Origin of the sequence: Actinospica sp. (assembly GCF_035552695.1) — a bacterium.
Lineage (GTDB): Bacteria > Actinomycetota > Actinomycetes > Streptomycetales > Catenulisporaceae > Actinospica.
The window spans coordinates 91,800-106,996 of record NZ_DASZKT010000044.1; the positions used below are offsets into that span (position 1 = coordinate 91,800).

The 15,197-nt window shown below is 69.9% G+C and carries 14 protein-coding genes; 7 read left to right on the forward strand and 7 right to left on the reverse strand.

Going from position 1 to position 15,197, the window contains the following annotated elements; translation table 11 throughout:
* The first annotated feature begins 52 nt into the window (after positions 1–52).
* Positions 53–745 carry a DUF4232 domain-containing protein gene (locus VG296_RS07585; RefSeq protein WP_325564528.1) on the forward strand — a complete coding sequence of 231 codons (693 nt, stop codon included), beginning with the start codon at positions 53–55 and terminating at the stop codon, positions 743–745.
* Between the two features lie 12 nt (positions 746–757).
* Here the strand turns inward: VG296_RS07585 and VG296_RS07590 are convergent, their stop codons facing one another.
* Both VG296_RS07590 and VG296_RS07595 read right to left on the reverse strand, forming a co-directional pair.
* Positions 758–1,726: an aldo/keto reductase gene (locus VG296_RS07590; RefSeq protein ID WP_325564530.1), complete on the reverse strand. Its 969-nt coding sequence runs from the start codon at positions 1,724–1,726 to the stop codon at positions 758–760.
* Positions 1,727–1,851: 125 nt separating this feature from the next.
* Complete coding sequence (locus tag VG296_RS07595; protein WP_325564532.1) at positions 1,852–2,346, reverse strand: MarR family transcriptional regulator; 495 nt, start codon at positions 2,344–2,346, stop codon at positions 1,852–1,854.
* 108 nt (positions 2,347–2,454) lie between these two features.
* Between VG296_RS07595 and VG296_RS07600 the strand changes: the two genes are divergently transcribed.
* Positions 2,455–3,360, forward strand: coding sequence for a TIGR01777 family oxidoreductase (locus tag VG296_RS07600; protein ID WP_325564534.1), 906 nt, complete (start codon positions 2,455–2,457; stop codon positions 3,358–3,360).
* Between the two features lie 17 nt (positions 3,361–3,377).
* Here the strand turns inward: VG296_RS07600 and VG296_RS07605 are convergent, their stop codons facing one another.
* Genes VG296_RS07605 through VG296_RS07615 form a run of 3 tightly spaced genes read right to left on the reverse strand, consistent with a single transcriptional unit; the run spans position 3,378 to position 6,099 of the window.
* Positions 3,378–4,088 (reverse strand): cupin domain-containing protein, encoded by a 711-nt coding sequence (locus VG296_RS07605; protein ID WP_325564535.1) that lies wholly within the window; start codon positions 4,086–4,088, stop codon positions 3,378–3,380.
* A complete protein-coding gene (locus VG296_RS07610) occupies positions 4,082–5,005 on the reverse strand; it encodes a PmoA family protein (RefSeq protein WP_325564537.1) in 924 nt (307 codons plus the stop codon). The genes VG296_RS07605 and VG296_RS07610 overlap by 7 nt, the downstream gene beginning before the upstream one ends.
* Positions 5,002–6,099 carry a Gfo/Idh/MocA family oxidoreductase gene (locus tag VG296_RS07615; RefSeq protein ID WP_325564539.1) on the reverse strand — a complete coding sequence of 366 codons (1,098 nt, stop codon included), beginning with the start codon at positions 6,097–6,099 and terminating at the stop codon, positions 5,002–5,004. The genes VG296_RS07610 and VG296_RS07615 overlap by 4 nt, the downstream gene beginning before the upstream one ends.
* Before the next feature lie 108 nt (positions 6,100–6,207).
* On the opposite strand from VG296_RS07615, the gene VG296_RS07620 reads away from it, so the two are divergent.
* From VG296_RS07620 to VG296_RS07630, 3 genes are all read left to right on the forward strand, one after another.
* A complete protein-coding gene (locus tag VG296_RS07620; protein ID WP_325564541.1) occupies positions 6,208–7,269 on the forward strand; it encodes a PucR family transcriptional regulator in 1,062 nt (353 codons plus the stop codon).
* 80 nt (positions 7,270–7,349) lie between these two features.
* Positions 7,350–8,804: an argininosuccinate synthase gene (argG, locus tag VG296_RS07625; RefSeq protein ID WP_325564543.1), complete on the forward strand. Its 1,455-nt coding sequence runs from the start codon at positions 7,350–7,352 to the stop codon at positions 8,802–8,804.
* Positions 8,805–9,043: 239 nt separating this feature from the next.
* Positions 9,044–9,622 carry a hypothetical protein gene (locus tag VG296_RS07630; RefSeq protein ID WP_325564545.1) on the forward strand — a complete coding sequence of 193 codons (579 nt, stop codon included), beginning with the start codon at positions 9,044–9,046 and terminating at the stop codon, positions 9,620–9,622.
* 17 nt (positions 9,623–9,639) lie between these two features.
* Here the strand turns inward: VG296_RS07630 and VG296_RS07635 are convergent, their stop codons facing one another.
* Both VG296_RS07635 and VG296_RS07640 read right to left on the reverse strand, forming a co-directional pair.
* Positions 9,640–10,350, reverse strand: coding sequence for a response regulator (locus VG296_RS07635; protein WP_325564547.1), 711 nt, complete (start codon positions 10,348–10,350; stop codon positions 9,640–9,642).
* The gene (locus tag VG296_RS07640; RefSeq protein ID WP_325564549.1) at positions 10,347–12,011 is read right to left on the reverse strand and encodes a sensor histidine kinase; all 1,665 of its coding nucleotides are present in this window, start codon (positions 12,009–12,011) and stop codon (positions 10,347–10,349) included. The genes VG296_RS07635 and VG296_RS07640 overlap by 4 nt, the downstream gene beginning before the upstream one ends.
* Positions 12,012–12,134: 123 nt before the next feature.
* On the opposite strand from VG296_RS07640, the gene dctA reads away from it, so the two are divergent.
* Positions 12,135–13,472: a C4-dicarboxylate transporter DctA gene (dctA, locus tag VG296_RS07645; RefSeq protein ID WP_325564551.1), complete on the forward strand. Its 1,338-nt coding sequence runs from the start codon at positions 12,135–12,137 to the stop codon at positions 13,470–13,472.
* 113 nt (positions 13,473–13,585) lie between these two features.
* Positions 13,586–15,181, forward strand: coding sequence for a circularly permuted type 2 ATP-grasp protein (locus VG296_RS07650; protein WP_325564553.1), 1,596 nt, complete (start codon positions 13,586–13,588; stop codon positions 15,179–15,181).
* The last annotated feature ends 16 nt before the right edge of the window (positions 15,182–15,197 follow it).

Genomic DNA, 15,197 nt, shown 5'->3' on the forward strand with positions numbered 1-15,197 from the left:
TATTCGAGGGCGGGAGACACCCGCCGCGGGTGGAGAAGGACGCGGGGTCGCGATGAAGTACTCGAAGTTGGGCGTGGGGACCGCCTCGGTGCTGGGGGCGATGGTGGCTGCCGCGGCGCTGAGCGGGTGTACGTCGAGCGCGCAGTCGGCGGCGAGCGGAGGGGCGACGACGTCGGGCGCGGCGACCGCGATTGCCACCGGGACGACCGGCGGCGCCACGAATTCGTCGACCGGCGCGGTGTCGACGACCGCGGGCGCGAGCAACAGCGCCGGCACCGGCGCCGCCGCGGGGACGCCCGCGTGCGGCGAGACCGAACTGAAGGTCACGACGGTCTCGTCCGGGGCCGCGCTCGGGCACGCGGGCTGGGTCGTCGTGATCACCAACACGGGATCCGTGCCGTGCTCGGTGGAGGGCTACCCCGGCGCCGGGGTGACCGACACGCCGGGGCAGGTCGTGCTGAACGCGACGCGGACGCAGCGCGGCTACATGGGCGGCCAGTATCCGAGCCCCGCCACGATCGTGCTCAAGCCCGGCTCCGCCGCGTCGACCGTCCTCGAATGGCTCGACGCGCCGCCGAACGGCGAGACCCCGGTCGGCGCGAACTGCCCCGGCATGGATTCCGGCAAGGTGCTGATCACCCCGCCGAACACCCGGCAGTCCACGCCGTTCCCGGCGCCGGGCAACCTCTGCTCGGGCTTCGAGGTCCACCCGCTCGTGCCGGGCACCTCCGGCCGCGCCGGCTAGGCCGCGTAAGCGTCAGTACCGTCCGCCCACCGGGGCGGGCAGCGCGTCGAGGTCGGCGAGGTCAGCGGGGGAGAGCTGCACCTCGCCGGCCGCGACGTTGTCGAGGAGGTACTTCGGGGTCTTGGTGCCGGGGATCGGGACGACGTAGCGGCCCCGCGCGATCACCCAGGCGAGCGCGACCTGAGCGGGCGAGATGCCGGCCCGCTCGGCGATCTCGCGGACGCGCGCGACGAGCGCGAGGTTGGCCTTGAGCGCGTCCTGCTGGAAGCGCGGGAGGCTGCGGCGGAAATCCTCCTTCGGCAGCTCGTCGAAGGACTGGAAGTTCCCGGTGAGGAAGCCGCGGCCGAGCGGGGAGAAGGGCAGGAGGGCGATGCCGTGGCTCTCGGTGTACGGCAGCACCTCGGCGAGGACGTCGCGCGTCCAGAGGGAAAACTCGGACTGGACCGAGGCCACGGGGTGCACCGAGCCGGCGCGCTCGATCTGATCGACCGTCACCTCGGACATGCCGATCGCCTTCGCCTTGCCCGCCTTCACGACCTCGGCCATCGCGCCCCACGTCTCCTCGATCGGAACGTCCGGGTCGACGCGGTGCAGCTGGTACAGGTCGACGTGGTCGGTGCCGAGCCGGGTGAGGCTCGCGTCGATCGAGGCCAGGACGTGCTCCGGGCGGCCGTTGTTGACGAACTTGAGCTCGGTCGGCCGCGCCGGGTCGCGCACGAGGCCGACCTTCGTCGCGAGAACAGCGCGGTCCCGGCGCCCACCGGCCAGGGCGCGGCCGACGAGATCCTCGTTGGTGTACGGGCCGTAGACGTCGGCGGTGTCGATCAGCGTCGCGCCGAGGTCGAGTGCCTGGTGGATGACGGAGATCGACGTGGCCTCGTCCCGCGGCGTCTCCATGTCGTAGCTGGCGGTCATGCCCATGCAGCCGAGGCCGACGACGCCGACCTGCGGTCCGGTGGGGCCGAGAGTGGTGGTGCGCATGGCGCGTTCCCTTCGATCCGAGCGATGTACGGGGTACGCCGTCAACGATCACACGGAAGACGCCGCGATGCGCGCCGCGGGAGGGGGCGGGTTCTTCCGGGTAACGTCCGTACCCCTCAGCCGGCTCAGCGCCGGTGCCACGGAAGCGGGTCGGACGTCACGCCCTCGATGGCCGCGTAGATGGAGGCGCTGATCTCGCCCCACTGCCGGACCTGATCCGGAGTCAGCGCGTCGAAGACGGCGTGCCGGACGGCCTCGACGTGGTCGGGGGCCGCGCGTTCCAGCAGCTCCCGGCCGGCGGGGGCGAGGGCGGCGAGCTGGCCGCGGCGGTCGGTGGGGTGCTCGCGGCGCTCGACGTAGCCGGCGTTCTCCAGACGGGTGACGGCATGCGTCAGGCGGCTGCGGGTGATCTTCATCTGTTCGGCGAGCTCGGACATGCCCAACGCCTGATCGGGCGAATTGCTCAGCCGCGCGAGCAGCGAGTAGTCCGCATGGGTGATTCCGACATCGCGTCGCAACTGCCGGTCGAGGTAGTCCTCGAGTAGCGTGCTGCTGGCCATGTAGGCGATCCAGGCGCGGCGCTCCTCGGCGTCGAGCCAGCGCGGGGTGCTCGGGGACATGGTCCTGACCTTAATGGACGGGCCCGGTTCGCCTTCGCGGCGATCGGGGCGTACGATCGCTCCTGACTATGTTTGAAGTATAAAACGCTCTGCTCTCGGGAGGACGCCATGCGCGTCGCGATCACCGGATCCACCGGACTCATCGGATCCGCCCTCACCCGTTCCCTCCTGCTCGACGGCCACCAGGTGCTGCGGCTGACCCGCGGCGGCTCGGCCTCGGCGGGCGACGGCAGCGAGTCGGCGACCTGGGACCCGAAGGCCGGGACCGTGCAGTCCGGCGCGCTCGAGGGCGTCGAGGCCGTCGTGCACCTCGCGGGCGCCGGCATCGGCGACAAGCGGTGGAACGACGCGTACAAGAAGGAGCTGCGGGACAGCCGCGTGCTCGGCACCCAGACGATCGCGCGGGCCGTCGCGGCCCTCGAGGTCAAGCCGCGCGTGCTGGTCTCCGCCTCGGCCGTGGGCTACTACGGAGACACCGGCGACCGCGTCGTCGACGAGAGCACCCCGGCCGGCAAGGACTTCCTCGCAGGGCTCTGCATCGAATGGGAGGATGCCGCCGCCCCGGCCGCGCAGGCGGGCATCCGCGTCGTGCACCCGCGCACCGGCCTGGTCGTCTCCGCCAAGGGCGGCGCCTGGGGCAAGCTCTTTCCGCTGTTCCGCTACGGCGTCGGCGGACGGCTCGGCTCGGGCAACCAGTACTGGCCGTTCATCGCGCTCGCCGACCACATCGCGGCGCTGCGCTTCGCCATCGACGACGACGGCGTCGTCGGCCCGCTCAACTTCGCCGCGCCCGAGCCGCTGACCAACCGCGAGATCACGAAGGCGATGGGTCGCGCGATGCACCGCCCGACGATCGCCTCAGTGCCCGAATTCGCGCTCAAGATCGCGATCGGCGAATTCACCTCGGGCATCACCGGCAGCTGCCGCGCCGTGCCCGCGGGCCTGCTCAAGGCCGGGTTCACGTTCCAGTACCCGACGATCGAGCAGTCGCTCAACGCGGTTCTCGGCAAGTAGGCGGCGTCTAGGCGCTGTCATCCGAGCTTGTAGCGGTCAAGTCGTCCGCACATCCCGAACGCACGCTGCGCGGGCTCCGGTGCGTCCTCGACTCGCAGCGCGGCGTCGAGAAGATGGTCGATCCGGCCCTGTCTCAGTGCCGTGAGCTCGTCAGCGGTGCGTTCGGCGGCGGCGAGGGCTCCGGAACGCAGCACCTTCTCCCAGGAGTCGAAGAGCTCTGATCGCAGCCGAACGGCTTGACGGTAGAACTCCGCCAAGGGGCCGGGATCGCCGGCGGCGACCGCGTCGAGGAGCGACAGGTAACCCGCGACGGCCAGGTCACGGCGTCTCCGGGCGCCCGCGTCGTCCTCGGCCGTCGCGGCGAGCCGGTAGCTGTCCGCCGACTCGAGATGCTCGGGCGGGAAGGTGAGCACCGCGTCGCCCGCCTCGGGCAGGCCGCTGTTCTGCATCACGACCACGACCTTGAGCGCGCCGTCCAGATTCACCGCGCGGTGCACGGTGCCAGGCCCGAACCAGGCGACGACACCGGCATGCAGCGGCGTACGTTCCAGCCCCGCGACGGTAAGCGTGTGCAGCGCGCCGCGTCCGCCGACGACCAGGTACGCCTCCGTGCAGGCCAGATGCACGTGCGGGGACCCGCCGCAGAGCCCGTCCTCGGCGGACCAGTCGTAGACCCGCAGCCCCGAAACGGCCGCGGCACCCGGGAATGCCGGGCGCGCGGTCACCATGACTGCCCCGCGAGGTGGGCCTCGACGCGTGCGCGGTCCCAGGCGCCGTCCGCGATGGTGACGCGGTAGCTGCGGGTCAGCGTCTCGTCCGCTGGCAAGTCCAAGCCCTGATAATAGGCGAGCGACGGGTTGACCGCGGCGAACGGCTCGCTGCGCACGAACCAGTACGGCTCACCGCCAGCCGTGTCGGGCGCGGCGCGGAAGACGAGCGTCGCGCGCCCGTCGATTCCGTCGAACTCCCCGCTGTACGCGAGCCAAGGCGCGCGTTGGCCCATCACTTCCGGGCCTTCGAGCCCGCCACCTGCGATCACGCTCCCGCCCGCGAACGACCGTGGCCCGCGCCAGAAGAATCCGCTGTAGCCCGCGAGGACGCGGCCGAACACGGTCGGGCTGCCGATATCCAGCACGCGGCCGCTGACGTTGAGCAGTTCGGTGTCGAATTGCAGCGTCCACCGACCGTCTTCCGGGTCGACGTCGAGCACTGCGATCCGCCGCGTCTCGGCGATCCGGTGCTCGCCGTCCGCAGAGATCCAATCGATGTGCTCTGAGAAGCCGTCGGCGTCGAAGGACTCGAACTCCCGGTGCGCGAGGCTGCCGACGTTCGGCAGGTTCACGTACCCGTGACCATCGTCGCCGTGCACGTACGTACCGCCGCCCCAGAAGTTCTGACCGGACAGGTGCGAGATCGTCATCGCCAGGCCCTTGTGCCAGCGGTGGTCGTTCGGCCGATGGTTGGTCACCGTGCCGCCGCCGAGCGTCCGGAGCGGATGGAAGTAAGGGGCCGGACATTCGAACGGATCGAGTGCGGGCCGGTAGCTGTATCGGAACAGCTCGCGGTCGCCCACGCGAGCCGCGATTACGGACGCATCCGCATTGTCATCGAGGAGCGCGGAGGTGAGTTCATCGGTCGCCGTCATGGTCTGTGCCTCCCGTCGAGCCGGTGGTAGAAGGGGTCGTGCGGGCCGAGATCCTCGCGGCGCACCGGCACACCAGTGGCCGCGGCCCGGTAGATCGCCGTGGCCAGCTCAAGCGTCGCGCGCCCGTCGGCTCCGCTGAGCGGAGGACGTCGCCCCTGCTCCCAGGCGTCTATCACGTGGGGGAGCAGAGCCTGATGCGAGCTAGGAGTGTCAGGATGCTCTATTCGCCAGACCCCGCTGACATTCGCGTGCGGAGCAGGAGTGAAGGTCCAGTCGTCGTCGCCGTATCCGTACAGGTGCCTGACCTCGACGCTCGCGTTCGTGAAGTCGAAGCGCAGGTAGCTCTCCTCGCGCGGTGACAGAACACTGTTGAGCACGGTCGCGATCGCGCCGGATGCGAAGCGGACGACGGCCGCGGACACATCCTCCGTCTCGACATCGCGGTCCAGGGTGCCGGTCATCGCGCGGACCTCGTCCCACTCGCCGAGCACGGCGAGCATCAGATCCATCTGGTGGATGCCGTGGCCCATGGTCGGCCCGCCGCCCTCGGTGTCCCAGCGGCCGCGCCAGGGCACCTCGTAGTACGCGTGATCCCGGTACCAGGCCGTCACGCACTGGGCGACCAGCGGTTTCCCGAGCGTGCCCGCGCGAGCGAGTCCGGCCAGCCGTAGCCCGGCCGACCCGAAGCGGTGCTGGAAGACGACCGACGCGTAAGGACCCGAAGGAACCGTGCCCTCGGCGGCGGTGATCCGGTCGTACTCGGCCAGGCTGCGCGCGGGCGGCTTCTCGATGAGCACCCACGCACCGGCGTCGAGGCACTGGATCGCGTCCGCGGCGTGCGCGGCCGGCGGGGTGCACAGGTGTACGAGGTCTGGCTTGTCACGTTCGAGGAGTTCGGCGAGGTCGGCGCGTGCGGCCGGAATCCCGTGCCGGGCCGTGAAATCGGCGAGCCGCGCCGGATCGGTGTCGAGGGCGGCGACCACCGTGACACGGTCGCCGAGAGATCGAAGAGCGGGCAGATGGGCGTTTTCCGCGATGCCGCCGGTACCCACGAGCGCGACACGCGCCGGGCGCGGCGAACCGATTGAAGCCACGCGTCGAATCTATCGCAAATCAGCCCACATCCCACAGGAACCGATGGGTGTGGTCGTGCCGAGATTCCACAGTATGCACGGGTCAACGACCCTCTCGTACTCGCCGACATGACAGCGGTCTCGCTCGCCGGGCTTCGCTCCTGGCTCGACTTCCTGGAACAGGACCGGCCGGTCGACGCGGATTTGCTGCGGCCCGTGCTGGAGGCGATCCGCCGTCGCGCGATCCAGGGCGTCGGCATGGACGCGATGATGCGCGCGTACCGAATCGCCGCGCGTGTCGTGTGGCAGGAGACCCTTGAGTTGCCGGTCGACCAGGATTTGATCGCGCCGCTTTCGACGCGCATGCTCGAATTCACCGACCGGCTCACCACGGCCGCCGAGCAGGCGTACGCCGACGAAGCCTTGCGCTCGGCGCACGAGCCGGAACTCAGCCGCTCGGCCCTGTTCGAGGCGATCCTCTCCGACCGCGGGCGCGATCAGTACCACCACGCGGTCAAGCTCAACGCGCCGCACTGCGTCGTCGTGGTCGAAGTCCCGCAGCAGGCTCGCATCTCCTTGGACGACGTGGCCGCCGCGCTCGTCCGCGAGGTGCGCGCGGGCTATTGGACGACGCGGTTGCGCAGCGTCGTCGCGGCGTGTCCGGTCGACTCCGCGGGTGGCCGGGACGCATTGCTGCGCCGGCTCGCCCGCTTCACCAACGCCCGCACGCCCTTCACCGTCGCGGTGGGCGCGATCGCCGAAGGGCCCGACGAGATCCGGCACAGCTACCGCGAGGCGGTCGACGCGATGCAGGTCGGCACGCGGCTGAGTTCAACGCCGAGCGCCATATACGACTGCCAGGAACTCGCGCCGCTCGCCTCGCTCGTCGCCGACCCCGACCGGGCACGCCGATTCGCCCAGGGCTGCCTGCGTCCGCTCGGACGGCTGGCGGACCGAAGCTGGGTGCTGCCGACGCTCTCGGCCTATCTGCGGTGTCAGGGCAAGCTGAAAGAAGTCGCCGCCGATCTCGCCGTGCATCCCAATACCGTGCGCTATCGGCTCAACGAACTGCGGCCCTTTCTCGATTCGCACGCGGGCGACGGAGACCAGTCCGCGGCCCTGCTGCTGGCCGTGCGCGTGCACGAGTATCTGGGCGAGTCGCAGCCGCAGAGCGCCGACGCGTCCCGGTAACGTCCTCGCAGACGACGCGACACGCCCGGGATCTGGACCGACTTGCATAGTCGTGCAGTCGAGTGCATATAATTCTGATCGTGTCCAAGGTACTCACCTCCCTCCCTGTCGGGGAACGTGTCGGAATCGCCTTCTCCGGAGGGCTCGACACGTCCGTAGCTGTCGCGTGGATGCGCGAGAAGGGCGCTGTGCCCTGCGCGTACACGGCCGACATCGGCCAGTACGACGAGGCCGACATCGCCTCGGTGCCCGACCGTGCCGCGGAGTACGGCGCCGAGCTCGCCCGGCTCGTCGACTGCCGTGCCGCGCTGGTGGAGGAGGGCCTGGCGGCGCTCGCCTGCGGTGCGTTCCACATCAAGTCGGGCGGCCGCACCTACTTCAACACCACCCCGCTCGGCCGCGCCGTGACCGGCACCCTGCTGGTGCGCGCCATGCTCGAGGACGGCGTGCAGATCTGGGGCGACGGCTCGACCTACAAGGGCAACGACATCGAGCGCTTCTACCGGTACGGCCTGCTGGCCAACCCCTCGCTGCGCATCTACAAGCCCTGGCTCGACGCGGACTTCGTCAACGAGCTCGGCGGCCGCACCGAGATGTCCGAGTGGCTGCTCGCCCGCAAGCTGCCGTACCGCTCCAGCAAGGAGAAGGCCTACTCCACGGACGCCAACCTGTGGGGCGCGACGCACGAGGCCAAGTCGCTCGAGCACCTCGACACCGGCATCGAGATCGTCGAGCCGATCATGGGTGTGCGCTTCTGGGATCCCGCGGTGAGCATCGAGCCCGAGGGCGTGACGATCGGCTTCGAGCGGGGCCGGCCGGTCACGATCAACGGCAAGCGCTTCGACACCGCCCTGGAGCTGGTGCTGGAGGCCAACGCGATCGGCGGTCGGCACGGCCTCGGCATGTCGGACCAGATCGAGAACCGCATCATCGAGGCCAAGAGCCGCGGCATCTACGAGGCGCCCGGAATGGCCCTGCTGCACGCGGCCTACGAGCGCCTGGTCAACGCGGTCCACAATGAGGACACCGTCGCCAGCTACCACAACGAGGGCCGCCGCCTCGGCCGCCTGATGTACGAGGGCCGCTGGCTGGACCCGCAGTCGCTGATGCTCCGCGAGTCGCTGCAGCGCTGGGTCGGCATGGCCGTCACCGGCGAGGTCACGCTGCGGCTGCGGCGCGGCGAGGACTACTCGATCCTGGAGACGAGCGGCCCGGCGTTCAGCTACCACCCGGACAAGCTCTCCATGGAGCGCACCGAGGACGCCGCCTTCGGCCCGGTCGACCGAATCGGCCAGCTGACGATGCGCAACCTCGACATCGCCGACTCGCGCGCGAAACTGGAGCAGTATGCCAGCCTCGGCATGGTCGGCACCGCGCAGGTGGCGCTCACCGGTGCCGGTCAGAGTACTGCGCTGATCGGCGCGCTGTCGGAGGGCGGCGCCGAGGCGATCGCCGAGCGCGGCGACGCGATCCCCGCCGAGCTCCCGGACGAGGAGCTGCTGAACCGCACCGCCCTCGAGTCCGGCACGGACTGAAACTGACAGCCGCTCACAGAATCGTGCCCCTCACGTCGGATAGCTCCTCAATACGAGGTCTTCACGAGGACCTCGAAGAAGACATTCACGCGTCAAGAGGCCCGCTGCGTTGATCGCGGCGGGCCTCTTGACGGTCCTCCGGACGCGAAGTACTTTCCCCTCCGAGTTAGTAAATCTAACTAATTCGATGCATCGGCCTTGGGGGGTCGGTGCCTGAGAATGGAGAGGATCACCCACACATGCGCTTGACCAAGCGGCGCCTCGCCACGCTCGCCGGCGGGACCATGACGCTCGCGCTCACCACGCTCGGCGTTACGGCGTCCACCACGGCCGCTCACGCCGACACGCAGAACTTCCTGGTCACGCTGTACGGCTGGCCGGACAACTCGCCTCCCGGAAACGCGATCGCGTACCCGGCGAGCGACGGCTACAACACCATCCACGACGCGGCCGGGGGAACGGGCACCTACTCCGACCCGATCACCTACGCCACCGACCAGGCCGAGCTGCCGATCGGCACGATCGTCTACTACCCGTACCTGCACCGGTACTTCATCATGGAGGACGACTGCGTCGAGTGCGATGAGGACTGGACGGGTTCGGGCCCCGACGGCGGTCCCGGGCTGTACCACATCGACCTCTGGGTCGGCGGTCAGGGCGCCCAGTCCGACAGCGATGTCATCAACTGCGAGGACAACCTGACCCAGAACTCCGCGCAGGTCATCGTCAACCCGCCGAGCGACGAGCCGGTGGACACCACGCCACTGTTCGACTCGTCCAGCGACACCTGCTACAACCCGTCCAGCTTCAGCGGCTGAGCTCACCCGCCACGCGGTTACGACGGCGTCGAGCTTCCCGTCCACTGATACAGCTGCTCGGGGCGTCCGGCGCCGCCGTATATCGGGGTGCGTGCGGCGAGGCGTTGGCTGACCAGATACTCCAGGTAGCGACGGGCCGTCTGCACGACGATACCCACACCCTGCGACACCTGCGCCGCCGACAGGCCGCCGCCGCTCTTCCGCAGCAGTTCGACGATCGCGCCGAGCGTCGCTTCGGTCAGGCCCTTGGGCAGAGCCGGCGTCGGGCTTTCGTGCAGCGCGGCGAGTGCGCGGTCCACGTCCGTCTGGGCGAGCTGCCGCGGAGCCTGCGCGGCGCGGCGACGGTATTCGGCGTACGCCTGAAGCTTGTCCTGGAACGACGCGAACGCGAAGGGCTTCAGCAGATACTGCACGACGCCGAGCGACACGGCCGCGCGGACGGTCGCCAGGTCGCGGGCCGAGGTCACGGCGATGACGTCCACCGCGTTGCCGTGCGAGCGCAGCGAGCGGCAGAGTTCGATTCCGCTGATGTCCGGCAGATTCACGTCGAGCAGCAGCACGTCCACCGGGCGGGTCGCGACGAGGCGCAGCGCGTCCGTGCCGAGGTGCGCGACGCCCGCGACGGCGAAGCCGGGGACCCGCTCGGTGAACGCGCGATGGGCCTCGGCGAGCACCGGATCGTCCTCGACGATCAGGGTATTGATCAGAGGCTGGGATGGGGACGTCATACCTCGGCCCGATCTTCCAGCAGGCCGACGCGGGCGCCGGCGGATGTCGGCAGGGACACGGTGATCGCCGCGCCGCCGAGGACGGGATCGACGGCGATCGCGATCGTTCCGTCGTTCCGCCCGACGCTGTGCCGCACGAGCGCCAGGCCGATGCCGTGACCGGCCTCCTGCTTCGTCGTCCAGCCGCGAGTGAAGATCTCGTCAGCGTGCTCGGGCGCGATGCCCGCGCCGGTGTCGGCCACGCGGATTCGCACGCCCTCGGCTCCCGAGCACAGGCTGACCGAGACGCGGTGCGGCACTTCGGTCGCGGCCGCCGCGTCGACCGCGTTGTCGATCAGGTTGCCGAGGATCGTGATCAGATCCCGGTTGGGCACGGCGAGATCCGGCGCGGCGGTGTCCTCGCCGATCGCGATCTCGACGCCGCGCTCGGCCGCCTGCGAGATCTTACCGAGCAGCAGTGCGGCGACCGCCTCGTCGCCGACCGCGCCGAGCAGCCGATCGATCAGGCCCTGCGACGCGGCCAACTCCGTCGTCGCGAAGCGGACCGCGTCCTGCGGACGGTCCAGTTCGATCAGCGTGACGACGGTGTGCAAGCGGTTCGCGGCCTCGTGCGCGCTCGCCGAGAGCGCGTCGGCGAACGCGCGAGCCGAGTCCAGTTCGCCGGCCAGCGCACGCAGTTCCGTGTGGTCCCGCAGCGTGACGACCGTGCCGAGGTCGCGGCCGTCGCGCATGGCCCGCGACTGGTTGACCGCGAGCACGCGCGCGCCGGCCAGGTGCGTCTCGTCGTGCGCGTCACGGCCGGAACCGAGCAGTTCCGCGAACGCGGGATCGAGGCCGAGACCGGCGACCGTGCGGCCGCCCGGATCCTCGGCCGGGTCAAGATCCAGCAGTCGCAGCGCCTCGTCGTTCATCAGCAGGACTCTGCGTCGCCGGTCGAGGACGACCAGACCCTCGTGCATCGCGTGTAACACAGCGTCGTGGTGTTCGTAGAGACGGGTTATCTCCTGGGGTCCCAGGCCCAGGGTCTGCTTGCTCAGGCGCCTGGACAGTGCCCAGGATCCGAGGCCGATCAGCGCGACGACGCCGAGCGCGATGGCCAGGATCAGCGGAAGCTGCCGTCCGGCGATCGTCGAGACGCGCTCCAGCGTGATGCCGACCGAGACCAGGCCGACGATCCTGCCGTTCGCCGCGTAGATCGGGGCGACGGAGCGGACCGAGGGCCCGAGCGTGCCCGTGTAGACCTCGCTGAACGGGTGCCCGGCCAGCGCGGGAGCCGTGTCGCCGATGTAGTGCTTGCCGATCTCGTCCGGGTTCGGATGCGTGTAGCGGATCCCGGCCGGGCTCATGATCACGATGAAGTCCACCGAGGTGGACTTCTCGATGCTCGACGCGATCGGCTGCAGATCCGTCGTCGGGTCGCCGCTCCGCACGGCGGCGGCCGTGCCGGGGGCCGCCGCGACGGTCTCCGCCAGGGCCAGTGTTTCGGCGCGCGCATGATCGAAGTCTGTGTTGCGCGCCTGCTGGATAGCGATCGTGATCCCGGCGGTCGTCAGCAGCACGGCCATCGCGAGCTGCATGAACAGGACCTGCTTGGAGATGCTCAGGCGCGAGGTGCGGCGGAGCAGCCGCCGCACCAGACGTGGGGGCACAGTCTCGCGCATCCGCACAGTGTCGCATCCACCGTTCAGATTCGAAATGCGCGTAATGCTGACCTGCGGGGTCGCCGTCCGCGATGGTCTGGGGGACGGTCACGGTGTGGTGGCCCAGGTGTTGGGAGTCTTCGCATGGCGGCGAGTGCAGCGACGAGCACGGCGGTGAGAGGCCGGTCGGGGTGGTATCGGCAGTTGTACGTGTGGGTACTGGTGGGGATCGTGGCCGGGGTCGTGGTCGGTGCGGCCTGGCCCAAGGCCGGCACCAATCTCGAGCCCCTCGGCACGGTGTTCGTATCCATGATCACGATGGTCGTCGGCCCGATCATCTTCGTGACGGTCGTCGGCGGCATCGCGGGCGTCGACGATCTACGCAAGGTCGGCCGGATCGGGATCAAATCCCTCATCTACTTCGAGGGCATGACCACCGTCGCCCTCGTGCTCGGCCTGATCGCGATCGACGTGCTGCACCCGGGCAGTTCGATCCACGCCGACCCGGCCTCGCTGAAGCTCACCGGCAGCGCGGCGCAGTACGCCGCCGAGGGCAGGGCCCAGGGATTCTGGTCGATCCTCACCGAGATCGTGCCGCCGAGCGCGCTCGGCGCGTTCACCTCGACCGGCAGCGACCTGCAGGTGGTGTTCTTCGCGGTGCTCTTCGGCGTCGCGATCAAGCTGGTCGGCGAGCCGGCGGCCGGAGTCGCGGCGGGCGTCGAGAAGCTCGGCAAGGTGTTCTTCGCGATTCTGCGCATCATCATGTACGCGGCCCCCGTCGGCGCGTTCGGTGCGATGGCCTTCACCGTCGGCAAATACGGCGTGCACACGCTGACCAGCCTCGGCTCGCTGATCGGCCTGATGTACGGCACCTGCGCGATCTTCGTGATCGTGGCGCTCGGCGCGGTCTGCGCGGCCTTCGGGCTCAACGTCCTGTCGCTGCTGCGCTATATCAAGGACGAACTGCTGATCGTGCTCGGCACCTCGTCGAGCGAGACGGTGCTGCCGCGGCTGATGCGCAAGATCGAGCGCGCGGGCGTGCCGGAGGACGTGGTCGGCCTCACGGTGCCGACCGGATACTCCTTCAACCTCGACGGCACCTGCATCTACCTGACCCTCGCGGCGCTGTTCGTCGCGCAGGCCACCGGCACCCATCTCTCCCTCGCGCAGCAGCTCGGCATCCTCGCGATCCTGCTGCTGACCTCGAAGGGCGCGGCGGGCGTGACCGGGTCCGGATTCATCGTGCTGGCCGCCACGCTCGCCTCGGTCGGCACGATCCCAGTCACCGGCATCATGCTGATCTTCGGCATCGACCGCTTCATGTCCACCGCCCGGGCGCTGACCAACGCGTGCGGCAACGCGGTCGGCTCCTTCGTCGTCGCGGCGTGGGAGGGCGTGCTGGACCGCGATCGGGCCCGCGCCGTGCTCAGTGGGGCGACGATCGACGAGGACGCGGAGACCCCCGCGCTCGCCGGAGTCTGAGCAGACTGATCTCGTGAGAACCGGGTGCCGGTCCCGAAATCGGGACCGGCACCCGACACAAAGATCACCACGGTTGTCATGGTTCGGAAACATCCCGCCTCTACCTTTCGGACATGGCGGATGTGTTCGAGGAGTACGCACTGGGCGCGGCCTGGGACGAGATGTTCTCGGGACCGGCCCAGCCGCGGCCGGCCTACAAGGCCGTGCGCGCGGCGCTGGAGCATTTCGACCCGAGTGAGCTGCGGCTGCGCGCCGACCAGGTGGCCCGCGCGTTCACCGACCGCGGAGTCACCTTCGCCTTCGACGGCGAGGAGCGGCCCTTCCCGCTGGACCTGGTGCCGCGGGTGATCGCCGCCGAGGAATGGGATCTGATCGACCGCGGGGTGCGGCAGCGGGTGCTGGCCCTCGAGGCCTTCCTCGCCGACGTCTACGGGCCGGCGAACGTCTTCCGTGACCGGATCGTTCCGCGCTCGGTCGTGCTGACCGGCAGCGGATTCCACCGCGCGGCGCACGGCATCGAGCCGGCGAACGGGGTGCGCGTGCACGTCGCGGGCATCGACCTGGTGCGCGACGTGGACGGCCGCTTCCGGGTCCTAGAGGACAACGTGCGGGTGCCCTCCGGGGTCAGCTACGTGCTGGAGAACCGGCGCATCATGACCCGCACATTCCCCGGCCTGTTCGCCGAGCAGCGCGTGCGTCCCGTGGACGACTACCCGGTGCGGCTGCTCGCGGCGATGCGCGCCGCGGCCCCTCCGGACGTCGTCGACCCGACCGTCGTCGTGCTCACGCCCGGTGTGGCGAACTCGGCGTACTTCGAGCACGCGCTGCTGGCGCGGCTGATGGGCGTTCAGCTCGTCGAGGGGCGCGACCTGTTCTGCGTCGGCAACGAGGTCCGGATGCGCACGACGGCGGGGGACGAGCCGGTGCACGTCATCTATCGGCGCATCGACGATGACTTCATCGACCCGCTGCACTTCCGGCCCGAATCCGTCATCGGCGTCCCCGGAATGCTGAACGCCGCCCGCGCCGGGAGCGTGACGATCGCCAACTCGGTCGGTTGCGGCGCCGCCGACGACAAGCTCATATACACCTACATTCCAGAGCTGATCAGGTATTACCTCGGCGAGGACCCGGTGCTCGACAACGTCGAGACGCACCGCCTCGAGGACGCGGAACGCCTCGAATTCGTGCTCGACCACCTCGCCGACCTCGTCCTGAAGCCGGTGGACGGCGCGGGCGGCAAGGGCATCGTGATCGGTCCGGCCGCCGACGAGAAGACCCTGGTGAACCTGCGGACCCAGGTCGCGAAGAACCCGCGCGGCTGGATAGCGCAGCGTCCGGTCGCGCTCTCCACCTCGCCGACGTTCACCACCGACCGGTTCGCGCCGCGGCACATCGACCTGCGCCCGTTCGCGGTCAACGACGGGGAACGGGTCTGGGTGCTGCCGGGCGGGCTCACCCGCGTGGCGCTGCGCGAGGGCGCGCTGATCGTGAACTCCAGCCAGGGCGGCGGCTCCAAGGACACCTGGGTGCTCGCCCCGGACTTCGACCCGGACGCCGTGAGCCCCGCGCAATCCGACGGAAGCGACGCGGTCGACGGCCAGCTGGATCCCGCCGAGGCCGTGGCCGGCCGGCTCGCGGGACCCGGCGCCGACGGCTTCCAGCAGCAACAGCAGCAACAGCAACAGCAACAGCAGCAGGCGAAATAGGCGAAGGAGGACGGTT

Excerpts from the sequence above, each read along its gene's own strand:
- VG296_RS07585 (WP_325564528.1), top strand. The coding sequence starts at position 53 with ATGAAGTACTCGAAGTTGGGCGTGGGGACCGCCTCGGTGCTGGGGGCG.
- VG296_RS07590 (WP_325564530.1), bottom strand. The coding sequence starts at position 1,726 with ATGCGCACCACCACTCTCGGCCCCACCGGACCGCAGGTCGGCGTCGTC.
- VG296_RS07595 (WP_325564532.1), bottom strand. The coding sequence starts at position 2,346 with ATGTCCCCGAGCACCCCGCGCTGGCTCGACGCCGAGGAGCGCCGCGCC.
- VG296_RS07600 (WP_325564534.1), top strand. The coding sequence starts at position 2,455 with ATGCGCGTCGCGATCACCGGATCCACCGGACTCATCGGATCCGCCCTC.
- VG296_RS07605 (WP_325564535.1), bottom strand. The coding sequence starts at position 4,088 with ATGGTGACCGCGCGCCCGGCATTCCCGGGTGCCGCGGCCGTTTCGGGG.
- VG296_RS07610 (WP_325564537.1), bottom strand. The coding sequence starts at position 5,005 with ATGACGGCGACCGATGAACTCACCTCCGCGCTCCTCGATGACAATGCG.
- VG296_RS07620 (WP_325564541.1), top strand. The coding sequence starts at position 6,208 with ATGACAGCGGTCTCGCTCGCCGGGCTTCGCTCCTGGCTCGACTTCCTG.
- VG296_RS07630 (WP_325564545.1), top strand. The coding sequence starts at position 9,044 with ATGCGCTTGACCAAGCGGCGCCTCGCCACGCTCGCCGGCGGGACCATG.
- VG296_RS07635 (WP_325564547.1), bottom strand. The coding sequence starts at position 10,350 with ATGACGTCCCCATCCCAGCCTCTGATCAATACCCTGATCGTCGAGGAC.
- VG296_RS07640 (WP_325564549.1), bottom strand. The coding sequence starts at position 12,011 with ATGCGCGAGACTGTGCCCCCACGTCTGGTGCGGCGGCTGCTCCGCCGC.
- dctA (WP_325564551.1), top strand. The coding sequence starts at position 12,135 with ATGGCGGCGAGTGCAGCGACGAGCACGGCGGTGAGAGGCCGGTCGGGG.
- VG296_RS07650 (WP_325564553.1), top strand. The coding sequence starts at position 13,586 with ATGGCGGATGTGTTCGAGGAGTACGCACTGGGCGCGGCCTGGGACGAG.